This window comes from Halomonas sp. C22 (assembly GCF_007655045.1).
Classification (GTDB): Bacteria; Pseudomonadota; Gammaproteobacteria; order Pseudomonadales; family Halomonadaceae; genus Vreelandella; species Vreelandella hamiltonii.
Window position 1 is genome coordinate 208,358 of sequence record NZ_VBVC01000002.1, and the last position, 17,815, is coordinate 226,172.

General features: G+C 61.8%; 17 protein-coding genes. 13 read left to right on the forward strand and 4 right to left on the reverse strand.

Annotated features, from left to right (window positions below; translation table 11 throughout):
• Positions 1–25 precede the first annotated feature (25 nt).
• The 6 genes from FEU76_RS04220 to FEU76_RS04245 all read left to right on the forward strand — a co-directional run bounded on the left by FEU76_RS04220 (position 26) and on the right by FEU76_RS04245 (position 6,413).
• On the forward strand, positions 26–1,285 hold the full coding sequence (locus tag FEU76_RS04220; protein ID WP_446718799.1) for an ABC transporter substrate-binding protein: 1,260 nt from the start codon (positions 26–28) through the stop codon (positions 1,283–1,285).
• 68 nt (positions 1,286–1,353) lie between these two features.
• Entirely contained in the window at positions 1,354–2,238 is an 885-nt protein-coding gene (locus tag FEU76_RS04225) for a carbohydrate ABC transporter permease (RefSeq protein ID WP_039175176.1), read from the forward strand.
• Positions 2,235–3,077 (forward strand): carbohydrate ABC transporter permease, encoded by an 843-nt coding sequence (locus tag FEU76_RS04230; protein WP_144980640.1) that lies wholly within the window; start codon positions 2,235–2,237, stop codon positions 3,075–3,077. The genes FEU76_RS04225 and FEU76_RS04230 overlap by 4 nt, the downstream gene beginning before the upstream one ends.
• A 62-nt stretch (positions 3,078–3,139) precedes the next feature.
• Positions 3,140–5,260: a DNA helicase RecQ gene (gene recQ, locus FEU76_RS04235; protein ID WP_144980643.1), complete on the forward strand. Its 2,121-nt coding sequence runs from the start codon at positions 3,140–3,142 to the stop codon at positions 5,258–5,260.
• A gap of 74 nt (positions 5,261–5,334) precedes the next feature.
• Complete coding sequence (locus FEU76_RS04240; RefSeq protein ID WP_144980646.1) at positions 5,335–5,736, forward strand: MbcA/ParS/Xre antitoxin family protein; 402 nt, start codon at positions 5,335–5,337, stop codon at positions 5,734–5,736.
• Entirely contained in the window at positions 5,733–6,413 is a 681-nt protein-coding gene (locus FEU76_RS04245; protein WP_096922050.1) for an RES family NAD+ phosphorylase, read from the forward strand. Before FEU76_RS04240 ends, FEU76_RS04245 begins: the two co-directional genes overlap by 4 nt.
• A gap of 13 nt (positions 6,414–6,426) precedes the next feature.
• Here FEU76_RS04245 and mtnA read toward each other — a convergent pair whose 3' ends face one another.
• Complete coding sequence (gene mtnA / locus FEU76_RS04250; protein WP_144980649.1) at positions 6,427–7,446, reverse strand: S-methyl-5-thioribose-1-phosphate isomerase; 1,020 nt, start codon at positions 7,444–7,446, stop codon at positions 6,427–6,429.
• 105 nt (positions 7,447–7,551) lie between these two features.
• Here mtnA and mtnB point away from each other — a divergent pair, with 105 nt between their 5' ends.
• The 3 genes from mtnB to FEU76_RS04265 are packed head-to-tail and all read left to right on the forward strand — an operon-like array spanning position 7,552 to position 9,409.
• Complete coding sequence (mtnB, locus tag FEU76_RS04255) at positions 7,552–8,142, forward strand: methylthioribulose 1-phosphate dehydratase (RefSeq protein WP_144980652.1); 591 nt, start codon at positions 7,552–7,554, stop codon at positions 8,140–8,142.
• Positions 8,139–8,825, forward strand: coding sequence for an acireductone synthase (mtnC, locus tag FEU76_RS04260; RefSeq protein WP_144980655.1), 687 nt, complete (start codon positions 8,139–8,141; stop codon positions 8,823–8,825). The genes mtnB and mtnC overlap by 4 nt, the downstream gene beginning before the upstream one ends.
• Before the next feature lie 35 nt (positions 8,826–8,860).
• On the forward strand, positions 8,861–9,409 hold the full coding sequence (locus FEU76_RS04265; protein ID WP_039175169.1) for a 1,2-dihydroxy-3-keto-5-methylthiopentene dioxygenase: 549 nt from the start codon (positions 8,861–8,863) through the stop codon (positions 9,407–9,409).
• Positions 9,410–9,911: 502 nt separating this feature from the next.
• Here FEU76_RS04265 and mtnK read toward each other — a convergent pair.
• Positions 9,912–11,174 (reverse strand): S-methyl-5-thioribose kinase, encoded by a 1,263-nt coding sequence (gene mtnK / locus FEU76_RS04270; RefSeq protein ID WP_144980658.1) that lies wholly within the window; start codon positions 11,172–11,174, stop codon positions 9,912–9,914.
• A gap of 198 nt (positions 11,175–11,372) precedes the next feature.
• Between mtnK and FEU76_RS04275 the strand changes: the two genes are divergently transcribed.
• Positions 11,373–13,064: a PAS domain-containing methyl-accepting chemotaxis protein gene (locus FEU76_RS04275; protein ID WP_144980661.1), complete on the forward strand. Its 1,692-nt coding sequence runs from the start codon at positions 11,373–11,375 to the stop codon at positions 13,062–13,064.
• A gap of 4 nt (positions 13,065–13,068) precedes the next feature.
• Here the strand turns inward: FEU76_RS04275 and FEU76_RS04280 are convergent, their stop codons facing one another.
• The gene (locus FEU76_RS04280; protein WP_144980664.1) at positions 13,069–14,268 is read right to left on the reverse strand and encodes a GGDEF domain-containing protein; all 1,200 of its coding nucleotides are present in this window, start codon (positions 14,266–14,268) and stop codon (positions 13,069–13,071) included.
• 261 nt (positions 14,269–14,529) lie between these two features.
• On the opposite strand from FEU76_RS04280, the gene rimO reads away from it, so the two are divergent.
• The gene (rimO, locus tag FEU76_RS04285; RefSeq protein ID WP_039175167.1) at positions 14,530–15,897 is read left to right on the forward strand and encodes a 30S ribosomal protein S12 methylthiotransferase RimO; all 1,368 of its coding nucleotides are present in this window, start codon (positions 14,530–14,532) and stop codon (positions 15,895–15,897) included.
• Here rimO and FEU76_RS04290 read toward each other — a convergent pair.
• Positions 15,884–16,825: a LysR family transcriptional regulator gene (locus tag FEU76_RS04290; RefSeq protein ID WP_144980667.1), complete on the reverse strand. Its 942-nt coding sequence runs from the start codon at positions 16,823–16,825 to the stop codon at positions 15,884–15,886. The two genes, rimO and FEU76_RS04290, sit on opposite strands and share 14 nt — an antisense overlap.
• Before the next feature lie 89 nt (positions 16,826–16,914).
• On the opposite strand from FEU76_RS04290, the gene FEU76_RS04295 reads away from it, so the two are divergent.
• Entirely contained in the window at positions 16,915–17,343 is a 429-nt protein-coding gene (locus FEU76_RS04295; protein WP_039175165.1) for a DMT family transporter, read from the forward strand.
• Between the two features lie 13 nt (positions 17,344–17,356).
• The gene (locus FEU76_RS04300) at positions 17,357–17,815 is read left to right on the forward strand and encodes a DMT family transporter (RefSeq protein WP_039175164.1); all 459 of its coding nucleotides are present in this window, start codon (positions 17,357–17,359) and stop codon (positions 17,813–17,815) included.

Consider the following 17,815-nt stretch of genomic DNA (forward strand, 5'->3'; position numbering starts at 1 on the left):
AGCCATGCGAGTTTCTCATCCCTTGATGTCCGGCGCCCTGCTTGCCAGCGCACTGGGCGCCGCTCAGGTTCAGGCGGATACCATCGATTTGACGATGTACTACCCGGTGTCGGTGGGGGGCGCACTGACCGACGTGATCGATGGCCTGGTGGCTGAATTCGAAAGCGAATATCCGGACATCAACGTGGAAGCCATCTACGCAGGCAACTACGACGACACCCGCGTGCGCGCCATGTCCGCCATGGAAGCAGGGGATGCGCCTCAGCTCTCGGTGCTGTTCTCCATCGATCTGTACGAGCTGATCGAGCAGAACGCCATCGTGGCCTTTGATGACCTCATCGACACCGAGGAAGAGCAAGCGTGGCTGGATGGCTTCTACCCCGGCCTGATGGAGAACGGTCAGTTGGATGGCAAGACCTACGGCATTCCCTTCCAGCGCTCCACCATCGTGCTGTTCTGGAACAAGGACGCCTTTGCAGCCGCTGGCCTGGACCCGGAAACGCCGCCGGAAAACTGGGAAGAGATGGCCCAGATGGCCGCAGCCGTGCGCGAAGCCTCGAATGGTGAGCAGTGGGGCGTGATGGTACCGTCCACCGGCTACCCCTACTGGATGTTCCAGGCCTTTGCCTTCCAGAACGGCCATCGTCTGATGAACGACGATGGCACCGAGGTCTATTTTGACGACCCGGCCGCCATCGAAGCCCTCGAATACTGGGTGTCGCTGGCCACCGAGCATGACGCCATGCCCAGTGGCACCATCGAGTGGGGTACCCTGCGCCAGAACTTCCTCGAGCAGTCCACCGCCATGATGTGGCACACCACGGGTAACCTGACCGCGGTACGCAACGAGGCCAATTTCGAGTTTGGCGTCGCCATGCTGCCCATGAAGACCCAGCGCGGCAGCCCCACCGGTGGCGGCAACTTCTACATCTTCGAGGATGCCAGTGAAGAGGAGCAGCGCGCAGCGATGACCTTCATCCGCTGGATGACCGCCCCCGAGCGTGCCGCCGCCTGGTCCATCGAAACCGGCTACATGGGCGTCAGCCCCGCCGCCTATGACACCGAAGCATTGCAGCATTACGTGGAAGAGTTCGCCCCTGCCGCCGTGGCTCGGGACCAGCTCGAACACGGCACTGCCGAACTCTCTACCTACCAGGGTGGCCGCGTGCGCCGAGCCCTGGATAACGCCGTGCAAGCCGCACTGACAGGGCAAATGAGCCCTGCCGACGCGCTGAGCCAGGCCCAGCGTGAGGCCGATGCGGCGCTGCGCCGCTATGCCCGGTAAGCGCCGATAGGCGGACGTTTCCATGCTCGCCGGGGTTCGCCCCGGCTTTTTCTCATCACGGCGGCCCCATGAACCTGAACGCCCATCGAACGATGCAGCTTTACGGCGCCCTGCTGCTTCTGCCCGCGGCACTGCTGCTCACTGCGTTTGCCTACTTGCCCACGGTCACCACCGTGATCAACAGCCTTTTTCTGCCCGGCTTTCGCGGCGAGCCCGCCGCCTTCGTCGGGCTCGACAACTATCGCGTGCTGATGGACGACCCGACGTTCTGGAAAGTCGCCCGCAACAACCTGCTGTACGCGCTGGGCACGGTTCCCACTTCCACGGCGCTGGCACTGGGCATGGCGCTGCTGGTCAATGCCCGCCTGCCCGGGCGCGGGCTGGTACGCATGGCCTATTTCACGCCCACCATTCTGCCCATGATCGCCGCCGCCAATATCTGGATGTTTTTCTACGCCCCGCAGATAGGGCTATTCAACAAGCTGCTCGGCGCCCTGGGATTTGCCGGGGTGAACTGGCTGGGCGACCCCGGCGTGGCACTGGGGTCGGTCATCGTCATGTCGGTGTGGAAAGAAGCGGGCTTTTTCATGATCTTCTACCTGGCCGCGCTACAGGCCATCCCCCCGGAGCTCAAGGAAGCCGCTGACCTGGAAGGAACGAGCCGCTGGAGCTTCTTTTGGCGAGTGACGTTTCCCCTGCTGATGCCCACCACGCTGTTCGTACTGATCAACGCGCTGATCAATGCGGTGCGGGTGGTCGACCACCTGTTCATTCTGACCAAGGGCGGGCCCAATAACGCCACCAACCTGCTGCTTTATTACGTCTACGAGAACGCCTTTTCGTTCTTCGACCGCACCATGGCGGCCACCATCACCGTGGTCATTCTGCTGGTGTTGGCGGTGGTGGCCACGCTGAAGTTCACGATTCTGGACCGCAGGACGCACTACCAATGAGTACCTTCTCTTTTCCGGTGTCGCCACGGCGCACCCTGGCGCTGCCCCGCCTGGAAACCCTGGCGGCCTGGCTGCTGGCCGTGATCTGGATCTTTCCGCTGCTTTACGCGGTGTGGGCCGCGATTCACCCGCCCGCCTACATGGTACGTTTCGATCTGCTGGCGCCTTTGACGCTGGACAACTTCACGAACGCCTGGGCCCAGGCCCCCTTTGCGCGTTACTACCTGAACACCTTCGCGCTGGTGACCGGCGTGGTACTGGCCCAGTTCGTGGTCTGCACGCTGGCCGCCTTTGCCTTTGCCCGCTTTCCGATCCCCGGCAAGAATCTGCTGTTCATGCTGGTACTGATTCAGCTGTTCGTGTTTCCCGAAGTGCTGATCGTCGAAAACTACCGTATCGCCAGCGAGCTGGGGCTGATCAATACCATCACCGGCATTGGCCTGCCCTACGTGGCCAGCGCCTTCGGCATTTTCCTGCTGCGTCAGACCTTCAAGACCATCCCCCGAGAGCTGGAGGACGCCGCCCGTATCGAGGGCTGTGGCTGGCTGGAAATCCTGTGGAAGGTCTACGTGCCGCTGGCCAAGCCCACCTATCTGGCCTACGGGCTGGTGTCGATCAGCCACCACTGGAACAACTTCCTGTGGCCACTGGTGGTGACCAACTCCGTGGAGAGCCGCCCGCTGACGGTAGGATTGGGCGTGTTCTCCGCGCCAGAAACCGGCGTCAACTGGGCCACCGTCAGCGCTGCCACGCTGCTGAGTATTGCGCCGCTGCTGGTGGCTTTTCTGCTGTTCCAGCGCCAGTTCGTGCAGTCGTTTTTACGTGCGGGGATTCGCTAACCCAACTCACTCGGGTTTTCGTGCGACAATTCTCCTTCACGCACACGACAAGGAGAGCAGCGATGCACGGCGACCCGGCAGCCCTCAAGGTACTGCAAGAAGTTTTTGGCTTTGAGCGCTTTCGTGGCCCCCAGCAGGCCATCATCGAGCACGTGACGGGCGGCGGAGACGCGCTGGTGCTGATGCCCACCGGCGGCGGCAAATCGCTGTGCTATCAGATCCCGGCGCTGCTGCGCTCTGGCACCGCCATCGTGGTCTCGCCGCTCATCGCGCTGATGCAGGACCAGGTGGCCGCGCTGATCCAGAACGGGGTGCGCGCCGCCTACCTCAACTCCAGCCTTGAGATGCATGAGGCGATGGAGGTGGAGAACCGCCTGCGCGCAGGCGAGCTGGACCTGCTCTACATCGCGCCCGAGCGGCTGGCCACGGCGCGCATGCAGATGCTGCTGGAACAGACGCGTATTGCGCTGTTCGCCATTGACGAGGCCCACTGCGTTTCCCAGTGGGGGCACGATTTCCGCCCCGAGTATCGCCAGCTCTCCCACCTGCATCAGCGCTTTCCCGACGTGCCGCGCATCGCGCTCACCGCCACCGCCGACGTGCCCACCCGGCACGACATCATGGAGCATCTTCAGCTTCAGGAAGCCGCGCTCTACAACAACGGCTTCGACCGCCCCAATATTCGCTACCACATCGCAGAAAATCAGGGCAATGCCAAAGAGCAGCTGCTGAGTTTCATACGCGAGCACCACGACGGCGAAGCGGGCATCGTCTACTGCCTCTCTCGCCGCAAGGTGGAAGAAACCGCCGCCTGGCTGGCGCGTCAGGGGCTCACCGCGCTGCCCTACCATGCCGGGCTGCCCGCCGAGCAGCGCCAGCAGCATCAAACCCGTTTTCTGCGCGAAGATGGCGTGGTGATCGTCGCCACCATTGCCTTCGGCATGGGCATCGACAAACCCGACGTACGCTTCGTGGCGCACCTCAATCTGCCCAAAAGCATCGAAGCCTACTACCAGGAGACCGGCCGCGCCGGACGCGACGGGCTGCCCGCCGATGCCTGGATGGCCTACGGCCTTCAGGACGTGATCACCCTGCGCCAGATGCAGCAGGACTCCAATGCCGCCGACCAGCAGAAGCGCATCGAACAACAGAAGCTCGATGCCATGCTGGGGCTCTGCGAGATCATCAGCTGCCGCCGTCAGGCGCTGCTCCACTACTTTGGCGATTCGCTAGACGAACCCTGCGGCAACTGCGATAACTGCCTCACCCCGCCTGACACCTGGGAGGCCACCGTGGCCGCGCAGAAGGCGCTGTCGTGTGTCTACCGCACCGAACAGCGCTTTGGCGTCACTTATCTGGTGGAGGTGCTGCTCGGCAAGCGCAACGAGCGTATCAGCCGCTTTGGCCACGACAGCCTGAGCACCTTCGGCATCGGCCAGGAGCTCACCGCCAGCGAGTGGAAAGCGCTGTTTCGTCAGCTGATCGCCAGCGGCTATCTGAGCGTGGACATGGAGGGCCATGGCGCGATCAAGCTCACCGCCAACGCCAGGCCCATACTGCGCGGCGAGCAAAGTCTCACCCTGCGCAAACCCAGCAAGCCTGCGCGGCGCGGAGCCAAAGGGGCATCCGCCGCCAAGGGCCATGGCGTACTGTGGGAAGCGCTGCGCCAGCATCGCAAAGCGCTAGCCGATGCCCAGGGCGTACCCGCCTACGTGATCTTCAACGACGCCACCCTGGCCGAGCTGGTAGCGCAAAAACCGCAAACGCTGCAGGCGCTGGGCGCCATCTCGGGCATCGGCGCGCGCAAGCTGGCCGATTACGGCGAAGGATTTCTGGCAGTGGTACTGGCGCACCCCAATGAGCCCGAAGCGCCTACCGACATCGGCAATAGCGCCATGGAATCCGCCACGCTGCTGCGCCAGGGGCTAACCCCCGAACAAGTCGCCGAGCAGCGCGGGCTGGCCGCCAACACGGTCTACCGCCATTTGAGCGATGCCATTCAAGGCGGCGAACTGGCCCTGGAAGAGGTGGTCAACCTGGACCCGGCGACCCTGGCGCAGATTCACGCCGCCTTCGAGCAGTTTCCAGGCCAGGGGCTGAAAGTGGTGTTCGAGGCGCTGGAGGGGCGTGTGGATTATCCGATACTGCATTGCGTACGGGCTTCCATGGCTGCCCGACGTTAGTCGCCACCAATTGAGCGCTTTTTTTATAAAACCGCTCAATTGGTGTACTCTCTATACAAGAGAGGAGACGCGATATGGCCATTCAGCACAACACCGCTACCAAGCGCCGCGACATGGGAGCTGCTGCCATGCGCACGTATCCCAACATATCCCGCCACTGGGGCCTGAAAGAGAGCGAAGCCGCCTTGTTACTCGGCGTGCCCGACTCGACTTACCGACGCTGGAAGCAAGCCCCCGAGCAAGCCCGCCTGGATGCCAACCATCTTGAGCGCATGTCGCTGATTCTGGGCATCTACAAGGCGCTGCATATCCTGCTCCCCAACCAGGAGGCCGCCGATAGCTGGCTAAAACGAGCCAACAGCAATCCCCTGTTTGCTGGCCACACGCCCATGGAGCGCCTGTTGAGTGGTCACGTTTCCGACCTCTATGTCGTTCGCCAGCACCTGGATGCCGCACGTGGAGGGGGCCATGTATGAACTTCCCGCTCAGCAACGTCACATGGCGGCCAAGCTATCGCGTTATCCCTTCACGTTTCCCACCGATCGACCTGTTCGAAGGCGTCAACAGCCACACGGACGACTGGGATTTGCTCAACGAACTGGAAGGCGAGACCTCTGCCAGGCTTCGTGAAGAGGCGGGCGCGATTCACCTAGTGCGCGACGGCGACCGCCGTTATGGGCCAGGCTGGTCTCCCGTCATGGCGGCGTTTTGCCATTTCTCTGCCTCCGGTTCGCGGTTCAGCGATGGCACCTTTGGTGCCTACTACTGCGCACTCACCGAAGCCACCGCCATTGCGGAAACCCTGTACCACGCAGAGCGCTTCATGGCAGAGTCCAACGAGCCGCCCATGATGCTGCAGCAGCGCGTCTATCTCTCCGATGTGATGGGCCAACTGATTGACTTGCGGGGCCACCGCGACGCAGCGCCCCTGCTCGCCCCAGATAGCTGGTCTGCCGGGCAAGCTCTGGGTAGAAACGCCTGGGATCAACAGGCAGATGGCATCGTGTACCCCAGCGTTCGCGACCCCGGCGGCCAGTGCGCGGCCGTGCTAAGGCCCCCGGTACTCTCCGCCACTCGGCAAGGCCGTCATCTCGGGTACGATTGGGACGGCCAGCGAATTCGCCATGTGTACGAGCTGACGCTGCTGGAATGAGCCTGCCGGAACGTTAACGCCATCCTCGCAGATGCTCGCCCTGGGCAATAGCGGCGGCGTCGAACACGCCGGTATCCAGAATCCAGGCGGTGACCAGTGAGGCCGGGGTTACATCAAACGCCGGGTTCCACACTGGTGCATCGCTGGGCGCCCACACCACCTCGCCAAACGCGCCGGCGGCACCGCGCACCTCCGCGCCATCGCGCTGCTCGATGGGAATCGCCGCGCCGGTCGCGCAGGCGGGGTCGACCGTGGTGTAGGGGGCCACCACGTAGAACGGTACCTGATGGTAGTGTGCCGCCACCGCCAGCATGTAAGTGCCCACTTTGTTCGCAAAGTCGCCGTTGGCGCAGATGCGATCCGCCCCCACCATCACCTTATCCACCTTGCCCGCCGCCATCAGGCTGGCCGCCATGCTGTCGGTGATCAGCTGGTAGGGAATGCCTAAATCGGCCATTTCCCAGGCGGTCAAACGGCCGCCCTGGAGCAGCGGACGGGTTTCATCCACGTAGACCTGCAGCGCCACGCCGCGCTGTTTGGCGATGGCCAGCGCGCCGATCGCGGTGCCTACGCCCGCCGTGGCCAGCGCGCCGGTGTTGCAGTGGGTCAGCACCCGGTCGCCGGAGGCCAACAGGTCAGCGCCCCGCTCGGCCATGCGCTGACACAGCGCGCGGTCCTCTTCGAACAGCGCTTGGGCACGCTCGGCCAGGGCGTGCGCGCCTTGGGCAAAGCAGGCTTCCATGGCGTCCAGGCAGTACATCAGGTTCACCGCCGTGGGGCGCGTCGCCCGCAAGCGATCACTCACCCACTGCCACTCACTTTGCGGATGGCGAGCCGCATACTGGGCCAGTACGAACGCCGCGCTCAAGCCAATCAACGGCGCCCCGCGAATGGCAAGATGCTTGACGGCGTGCTGCCACGCCTCGGGAGAGTCGCAGCGCACCCACTCTTCGGCCTGGGGGAGCCGGGTCTGGTCCAGGTATTCGAGGGCGTCGGCATGCACTCGTAAACTGCGTGACTGTAACGTAACCATGAAGGGCTCCTTGAGGTCTTGAACCGGTGAACTCGGCGCGCGGCTTATCAGGCGCGAAGCTTATCATATAGAATGATGCCCATTGGATGAGACGATGCAGGCCCTATGACTACCTTACACACCGAACTGCTGGACGCCATTGGCTGGGCAGCGCAGCAAGGCTGGACCCCCGCCACCGGCGGCAATTTTTCCGCGCGTACCGAGGCTGGTTACTGGGTCACGGCATCCGGGCGGGATAAAACCCGCATCCAGGCCGATGACCTGCTGTTCTGCGACCTGGAAGGCCGCGTGCTGGAAGGTAGCGGCAAACCCAGCGCCGAAAGCGACCTGCACGCCGCGCTGTACCGGCTAGACCCGAGCATTCACTGCGTGCTGCACACCCACACCGTGGCCAGCACCGTGCTGTCGCGACGCTTTCCCGACGGCATCGAACTGAGCGGTTTCGAGATGCAAAAGGCGTTGGCGGGTAACGTGACGCATGATGCAACGATTCGCCTGCCGGTGGTGCCCAACTCCCAGGACATGGAGGAGCTGGCCAGGCACGTTCGCCAGGGCTGGCCAATGCCTTGGGGCTTTCTCGTGGCGGGACACGGCATCTACGCCGTGGGCGACAGCATTGCCAGCTGCCGCCGCCACCTGGAAGCCATCGAATTCTTACTTGCCTGTGTACTGGAAGAGAGCCGGTGGTCCCAATGAGCCAATCAACCGTTCGCGCTATCGTGACCGATATCGAAGGCACCACCACCGATATCAATTTCGTTCATAAAGTGCTGTTTCCTTACGCCTACGCCAAGCTGCCTGATTTTCTGCGCGAGAACGCAGCCACGCCTGCCGTGACCGAGCAAATCGACGCCGTGCGCAGCGACATGCAGGCCCCTGAGGCCACGCTGGAAGCGGTGATTGCGACGCTGCTGCACTGGATCGATACCGACCAGAAAGTGACGCCGCTGAAAGCCCTGCAGGGCATGGTATGGGCCGACGGCTACCAGCGTGGCGACTTCACCGGCCACTTATACGCCGATGTGGCTCCGGCGCTGCGCCAGTGGCAGGCAGAGGGCAAGGCGCTGTACGTGTATTCGTCCGGCTCGGTGCAGGCGCAGAAGCTGCTGTTTGGCTACAGTGACGAGGGGGATTTGACCCCGCTGTTCAGCGGCTACTTCGACACCCATGTTGGCCATAAGCGCGAAGCCGCCTCTTATCAGCGTATCCTCGACACCCTTGACCTGCCGCCCGCATCGGTGCTGTTCTTGTCAGATGTCGTCGAAGAGCTGGATGCCGCTGAACAGGCAGGTATGCAAACCCGGCAGCTGGTACGTGAAGGCACCCAGCCGGGAACACACCACGCCTGCGTCGCACGCTTCGACGAGATTGCCGTCTAGCGGCAACGGTTGACCATTTATTTCAGGAGTCATTGATGTCACAACTGAAAGTCTTTGCCGATCAAAACCCTAACGATGCGCTTCTGGATACCACAGACGGCGCGCAAATCGCCGCCGAACTGAACCGCGTGGGCGTTCTGTTCGAACGCTGGGCAGCGCCGGGCGAGATTGCCGACGATGCCACCCAGGAAGAGATCCTGGCGCTCTATCAGGAAGATATCGACCGGGTCAAAGCCAAGGGTGGCTACCAGACCGTCGACGTGCTGCACATGGTGCCCACCCACCCGGACAAGGAAGCGATGCGCCAGAAGTTCCTGAACGAGCACCGCCACCATGAAGACGAAGTTCGCTTCTTCGTCAAAGGCCAGGGGCTGTTCTGCCTGCACATCGACGACAAGGTCTACCAGGTGCTCTGCACCCGCAACGACCTGATCAGCGTGCCCGCCAACACCCCGCACTGGTTCGATATGGGCCCCGAGCCGGAATTCACCGCGCTGCGCTTCTTCGACAACGTGGAAGGCTGGGTCCCCCACTGGACCGAAAGCGACATCGCCGGAAAATTCGATCGTTTGGATCAGCTTTGAGCGATGAAGGGTGAAGGGTGACGGGTGAAGGATAAACCGTAGCGCGGCGTAAGCGGAGCGCACCCGCGAAGCACCACACAGCGGTGCCGAAGATGCCACCGAGCGTTGATCCTCCACAGCAGCCCTATCCAGGCGGCTATCGCCGCCCTCGCGGGTGCCTCATTTGCTCGTGCCGAGCAAGATTCGTTACGCCGCGCTACGGCGTTTCTCCAAGCTCAAGATGGGCACCCGTAGCGCGGCGTAAGCGGAGCGCACCCGCGAAGCACCGCACAGCGGTGCCGAAGATGCCACCGAGCGTTGATCCTCCGCAGCGGCCCACCCAGGCGGCTACCGCCGCCCCCGCGGGTGCCTCATTTGCTCGTACCGAGCAAGATTCGTTACGCCGCGCTACGGCGTTTCTCCAAGCTCAAGATGGGCACCCGTAGCGCGGCGTAAGCGATAGCGCACCCGCGAAGCACCGCACAGCGGTGCCGAAGGTGCCACTGAAGCAATGGGAAAACGCTTACAACACCGCTTTCTGATTGAACGTTTTGGCGAGTTCCGTCAGCGCGTCGAGGTCTCGGTAGGCTTGCGGTTCCATGATCAGCGTTTGGCCCATCAGCACGTTGCGTGCTTCCAACTCGGCGCGCAGGGCGGTGTCTTCGATCTCTTCGAAATCGGCGTTGTGGGCCAGCGAGAGTACGCGGCGATGCATTTCGATGCCGCAGTAGGCCAGCGCATCTTCACGAATCTCATCCAGCAGGGCATCGCAGGCGTCGTCGGCGCTGTTGCCCTGCTCTTCGAATAGCGACCTGGGGAACAGAATACCGGTCCGCTCGGTTTGCCAGAGGTGACGAAACTCCTCATCGAAGCGGGTAAAGCAGTCGCTGATCACCGAGAGAATCCAGGCTTGATACGCTTCCAGCTCGTCTGCCTGGCGGTGGGCTGGCTGGCTGAAGTAGGCCATGAAGAAATTGGCCACGGCCATGCCCAGGTCGAACGCCAGGGGGCCATACTGGGAAAACTCGGGGTCGATGACCCGCACGCTGGTGTCGGTGGCCATGATGGAGCCGGAGTGCAAGTCACCGTGCAGCATGGTTTCGGTGTTGGCGGTGAACTTCATCAACAGCCGCTGCACTTTGGCTTTCAAAGGCGCATTGCGGCGTAGTGCGTCCACCACGGGCGAGAGCTCGGGCGTATGGCGGTTCATCTCGGCGCCGTAGTAGGGGTCGGTGAACACCAGTGATTCGGTAATCGCGGGGATCGCGACGTTGCCCGAGAACAGGCCCACATCGGCTTTTTTCTCTGGGCTGGCCATGGAAAGCTCCGAGCCGCGAAACGCCGTGCGGGCGCAGAACTCACCGATGGCCTCCCCTAGCCGAGCCACCCGCTCGCCGCTGATCAGCTTGCGCCGCAAAATCACGTGCGGGTGAAGGTACTCCATCACGATCAGTGCCTGGGGCTTGTCGAAATGGTACACCTCTGGGGCCACGCCAGGCGCACGCTTGGCCTGGCGCATCAGGGCGTAGTATTCGAAATGGGCGCGATAGAGCGGCAGCGGCCAGCTCTCACCGACCATGCGCACGTAGGGCAGCGCCTGCTTGACCACCACGCTACCGGTGCTGCCGGTGACGATGAATACCAGATTGAGGTTGCCATCGCCCACTTCACGGATCTGCCACTGTGTCGGGTCGCCACCCACGCGGCGGGCGACCGCTTCCACTCCCCCCAGCCGCTGGCCAAGGGTGTCCACTGCCAACGCCTGATAGCTTTGCTCGTCTGCCACGTTCAATCCCTCACCTGAAATGGTTGTGTGTTTGTCATACCGCGAGGAGGTTGTCAAATTCATGGCGGCTTCTTGCCATGACCGACTGTCCGGGCAGGAAAATGTTAAACAATGCAACGCCCCTGGATAACTCTTGTAGCAGATTTATAGTAATACCTGACCAACCCAATCAGGTATTCCTCCCACAGGTACTCCATCATGAAAAACAACGGCCCTGTTACCCAAGTGGAACACCCTCTACGCGATGATGATGTGCTGATTTCCAAAACCGACCGAAGCAGCTACATCGCCTATGCCAACCATCGCTTTGTCGAGATCAGTGGCTTCGACTATGAGGAGCTGGTGGGTTCGCCTCACAACATGGTGCGCCACCCTGACATGCCTGCCCCGGTGTTTGCCGATATGTGGAGCGACCTCAAGGCGGGCCAGTACTGGACCGGGCTGGTCAAGAACCGGCGCAAGAACGGAGACCACTACTGGGTGCGTGCCAACGTGGTGCCCATCCGTGAAAACAATCAAATCACCGGGTTCGTGTCCATTCGGGTAAAACCGGAACAGGCAGAAGTGGCCGAGGCGGAGCGTATTTATCAGGACATTCGTGAGCAGCAGGGTCGCTACACGGTCAAGCACGGTGAGATCATGGCGCGTCACCCGCTGAAGCGCTTGGCAAGTGTCGCCTGGTGGGCGCCGCGACTGGCCAGCATTTCCGGCGTTCTGATGACGCTGTTCACCACTGGGCTACTGATGGCGGGATGCGCCTGGTGGCTAAAGGGCCACGTGACCACCTCGGTGACCTTGCCGCTGGTGATGATGGTGCTGGCCAGCGGGCTGCTGCTGAGCGCGCTGCAGTGGCGCCAGGCGCGCCGGTTGCGCCGCTTCCTGCACAAGGCCAACGACTTTGCACTGCAAATCGCGGCGGGCGACCTGAACGCTCAGGTTCCTACCGTGGGCAACAAAGCCATGGACAACACCCTGGCCACCATGAACTTCATGCGCCGCTCGCTGGATGCATTGATTGGCGACCTGGACCAGCGGATTGCCCAGGTCATGCCCTCGGTGGAGGAGCTGTCGCGGCATAACCAGGCCATGGGCCATCGAGTGGATCAGCAGGCCTCTGCGGTACAGCAAACGGCTGCCAGCGCCGAGCAGATCGCGTCTACCGTGCGGCAAAGTTCGGAGAATGCCCAACTGGCCAGCCAGGCGTCGGTGGGTAACGTGGGCGAAGTGGACAAGGCCGTGGCCATCATGCAGGAACTGGATGATGCCATGGAGGGCATTACCAGCACGTCCCAAGACATGGCAGGCATCGTCAAGACCATCGACCATATTGCCTTCCAGACCAATATTCTGGCGCTGAACGCCTCCGTCGAAGCTGCCCGGGCCGGTGAACATGGCCGAGGCTTTGCGGTGGTGGCCGAAGAAGTACGCCGCCTGGCCCGCCAATCAGCCGAGGCAGCCCATCAGGTGCAGACACTGATCGAAACGGCCCGCCAGCGCATCGAGGCAGGCCAGCACAAGGCAGGCTCCGCCGGGGATGCCATGAGCCGCATTCGTCAGGCGAGCCACAACGTCAACGACCTGATGGAGGAGATCCGCGCCGCCGCCCGCGAACAGAGCGAGGGCATTGCTCAGATCAGCCAGGCCATCGCCCAGATCGACCAGGGCACCCAGGAGAGCGCGACCAGCATGGATGCCTACATCAGTGCCGTCGACCTCCTCTCCAGAGAAGTGGCTCACTTGTCCCACAGCGCCCACGCGTTCATGCCCATCGGCGAACGCCAGCATCCGGTGACGATGCGGCAAGGCGCACAGCCACGCCAGGATAACGTGCTGGCACTGCCGTCGCGCAAGCCCGTACACAGCCAACTCGCCAGCGCGGCGTCGTTCTAGACGCTCAGCTTTCTGCCAGGGGCGTCATGCAGACGCGGTTACGCCCCTGGCGCTTGGCCTCGTAAAGCGCCTGATCGGCGGTAGTGAAGAGTATGGCGTCTTCCTGCCCCAGGGTCGGCTGCATGGCAGCCACCCCAATACTGACCGTCACCACGGAGGAAGTACCGCACCCGCCATGGGCAATGGCCAGCGCTTCGACACTCTCGCGAATACGCTCTGCGGTTTGATGCGCCGTATGCGGTTCGGTGCGAGGCATCAGAATCACGAACTCCTCACCGCCATAGCGCACCACCAGATCGTCGGATCGGCTGTTGGCTTGTAACGCGGCGGCCACCTGACGAAGGCAAAGGTCTCCTTGCAAGTGGCCGTAATAGTCGTTGTAGGCTTTGAAGTGGTCGATATCGATCACCATGATGGCCAAATGACTCTGCTCCAACCGAGCCACCTGCCAATGCGCGGGAAAAATGGTATCGAACTGGCGGCGGTTGGCAATGTCCGTCAGTGGGTCGGTCACCGAGAGCCGCGTCAACTGGTGATTGGCACTCTGCATATGGCCTGCCTGAATTTTTTCACGCATCAGCAGCAGAAAGGAGGTTCGTTCGCTGTACTCCAGGCGGTAGTTGGCCATCAACGTAAACACCGCCTTGACCAGAATAGCGAACATAGCCAAACGTTTGGCCTCGATTGGCATAGGCTCGTAATAAAATACGAAGACACTCATGACTCCGATACTGATCACCGTGGACATCAAGGCATAAGGAAAACGCAACGAAAAAACGATGTTTCCAGCCACCAGGATCAGACCAAACGAAAAGACATCCAGATAAGAGTGCGGCGAGCTGGAAATGTAGAAAATGGTGCTGGAGCCGATCATGGCAATCACGACCAGTCCTGCCATCAGCGTTTCACGCAGCCATGGCGGCACCCCACGATAGACCCACCAGAAAATCGCCAGCGCCATGGGTAGCAAGATGACACCGCGAATCATCACGGAGGCCAGAAACGCTTCGGGTCGAAAGCTGTAGTCGTTGATCAGGAACAGGACATAAAGAAGAGCGGTGATCAGGCCCATGATCACCAGATGGCGTTGGCGTGTCTGGTGCGTTTCCTGTTCGAAGAGCGCCTCTAACTCCTGCCTGAACCGTAAGCGGCAGCGTGGTCTGAGCTCATGCTCGATGGCGTTCAGCAACCTATCACTCTTCATTGTCCTTGCTCCTGCGCTGCCCAAGGGCAATCGTTGCCATTTCGGTTAGGCGTTCGTTTCATACACTTGTCGAGCCTTCAATTTAGTTTGCCACCTCTTGACGGCGGCGTCGCCTGCCGAACACGTTGGCGAATCCAACGCGTAGAGGTTCCCCCCGCTGGTCAAGGGCGCTAAAATGCCGCCCCTTATCTTCTCGCCATGTTCTTTTTGGGGCCTCTGCTCAAGGTGATCGCCCCTCAGCTCTCTTCCTCGAGGCCCATTATGTCCACACCCAAGGTCGGTTTTGTTTCGCTAGGCTGCCCTAAGGCACTGGTCGATTCCGAACGCATCCTGACGCAGCTTCGTACCGATGGTTACGAGATCGTACCCACCTACGACGATGCCGATGTGGTGGTCGTCAATACCTGCGGTTTCATCGACAGCGCCAAGGCCGAGTCCCTGGACGCCATTGGCGAAGCCATTGCCGAAAACGGCAAGGTGATCGTGACTGGCTGCATGGGGGTGGATGAGTCCGTGATTCGCGACGTGCATCCCAACGTTCTGGCGGTGACGGGCCCACAGCAGTACGAGCAGGTGGTGAACGCCGTGCATAGCGCGGTGCCCTTCGTCAGCGAGTACGACCACCGCATCGACCTGGTGCCCGCCCAGGGCATCAAGCTGACGCCGCGCCACTATGCCTACCTGAAGATTTCCGAAGGCTGCAACCATACCTGCAGCTTCTGCATCATTCCCTCCATGCGGGGCAAGCTGGTCAGCCGCCCCGTGGGTGAGGTACTGCGCGAAGCCGAAGCCCTGGCGCGGGCCGGAGTGAAAGAGCTGCTGGTGATCTCCCAGGACACCAGCGCCTATGGCGTCGATGTGCGCTACGTGGAGAACGAGTGGCACGGGCGCCAGGTCAAAACGCGCCTGACCGAACTGTGCGATGCGCTGTCCGAGCTGGGCATTCGCGTGCGCCTGCACTACGTCTACCCTTACCCTCATGTGGATGAGCTGATTCCGCTGATGGCCGAGGGCAAGATCCTGCCGTACCTGGATATTCCTTTCCAGCACGCCAGCCCCAAGGTGCTCAAGGCGATGAAACGCCCCGCCTTCGAAGACCGTACCCTGGAGCGCATCAAACGCTGGCGCGAGCAGTGCCCCGAGCTGACCATCCGCTCGACCTTCATCGTCGGCTTCCCCGGTGAAACCGAAGAAGATTTCCAGTACCTGCTGGACTGGCTGAGCGAAGCGCAGCTGGATCGGGTGGGCTGCTTCCAGTACTCCCCGGTAGAGGGTGCCCCCGCCAATGAGCTGGGCCTGGCGCAGGTGCCCGATGACGTGAAGCAGGACCGTTGGGAGCGCTTCATGGCCCACCAGCAGGAGATCTCGGCAGCTCGCCTGCAGGCCAAGATCGGCCGTGAGATCGAAGTGCTGGTCGACGAAGTGGACGACGAAGGCGCCATTGGCCGCAGCGAAGCCGACGCCCCGGAAATCGATGGCATGGTCTATCTGGAAAGCCGCCATGCGCTGCGCGCCGGCGACCTGGTCAGAGCACGCGTCACCCATGCCGACGAGTACGACCTGTGGGCCGAGGTGATCGATACTCCCCAGCCGCTGAACTTTGTCAATAACATCGTCAACGCGGGCTGATGCTATCCCAGTAGGGCGGGCTCCCAATGACCTGCTCCAGATGGGTCATGAACACCGAGACCTTTGACGAGCGAAGACGGTTGTCTGGATAAATCGCATAGATATTGTCCAGATGACCGTCGTCGGAGGCTTCCCACTGCGTCAGCAAAGGCACCAGCGTTTGCTGACGCAGTGGCTCAAACAGCAGCCACGAGGGAAACATCACCACGCCCTGCCCGGCGATGGCCGCTTCCACCAGGCTTTCGGCATTGTTGGCCACCAGATTTCCCGCCAAAACATGGCGCACCGCACGCGCCTCTTCAAACGCCCGAAAATGCCATGACTGCGTCCCTTTGCTGCCTTTGTAAAGCAGGCAGTTATGCTGCCCGAGCGCATGGGGTGTCGTTGGCACGCCCTTCTCCGCCAGATAGCTCGGCGCAGCACAGACGATGAAACGCTGGCGAGCAATGCCACGAGCCACCAGGCTGGAGTCAGCCAAGGCTCCCACGCGAATGACCACATCGGCCCCCTCCTGCACGGGATCGATGAAGCGATCTTCCAGCGTCAAATCGACTTCGATTTCAGGGTAGCGCTGCTGAAACCGGGCCAAATGGGGGGCGATATGGCGCCGACCGAACGCCACGGGCGCATTGATTCGAAGCACCCCGCGAGGGTGCCGAGCCCCTCCCATGACTTCCTCGGTGGCAAGCTCCAGTCGCGCCAGCGCCTCGTGCACTTCATGGAAGTAACGTTCCCCTGCCTCCGTCAGCTTGACGGCTCGCGTATGGCGATAAAGCAAACGCTGGCCCAGCGCTTGCTCCAGACTGGCGATGTGCCGCGACGCCGAGGACGTCGGCAACCCATAGTAGCGTGCAGCCTCTGAAAAACTGCCGCTGGTAGCCACGCGAACAAACAGCCGCAGTGCCAGCAGGCGAATCGAGTTGTCCAAAATGCAATAGTCCTTTGCCCGTTTAACGCATTGTAGCAACAAGCGTGTCTCTTTAGAGTGCGGCCTCTTTCTGAATCGGGGAACGACACATGCAACACGCGTTGATACTGCTCGGAGTATTGATCGCCGGGATGGGGTTATCGGTGGAGGCAGGGCTGCTAGGGCCTCTGGGGGAGCAGGTGGGGTACTTTTCTGCCACGCTCTCCATCTTCCTGGTAGGTGCCCTGTTACTGTCGCTTGCGCTGCTATTCGCGCCCAAACGCCAGCTGGGTGCGCTGTTTCAGCAGCCTCGCTGGCTATTGACGGGCGGCTTGCTGGGGCCGATCTACGTCATTGTGTTGACCCTCGCCACGCCGCTGGTGGGTGTCGGCATGACCATGGTGGGTATCTTGTGCGGCCAGGTCGCGGCCAGCCTGGCCATTGACCACTTTGGCTGGCTGGGTAGCGAACGGCGTCGCGTCGATGGCTATCGCCTGGCGGCACTGGCCATGATTCTTGCTGCCCTTTGGTTGATGTAACAGGAGACCCACCATGCTATTACCCATTGTCTTTGCCCTGCTTCTGGCGGGCGGTGCAGTCCTGGCCGCCCAATCCTCCATCAATGGCCGTCTGGGCGCTCATACTGGCGTCATGGAAAGCGCTTGGCTGACGTTCGCCGTGGGTGCCGTGCTGACCTTTTTGCTGGTGCTCTTTTTCGAGCCCCCTCAGGAAGCAACGCTCATGAGCGTGCCCAAGTGGCAACTGACCGGGGCGCTCTTCGGGGTGGTCTACATGCTGGCCATCGTCTTTGCAGTACCGCGTGTCGGGACGGCTGCTGCCACGGTCTCGGTGATTTCAGGCCAGCTGCTGATGAGCCTGCTGATTGACCACTTTGGCTGGCTCGATAACGCTCAGCGTGAACTGGATGGCTCACGCTACCTGGCCATGGCACTGTTGCTCGTGGCGATCGTCCTGATCTACCTGAGCCACCGGCAGCAGCAACGCGACTGA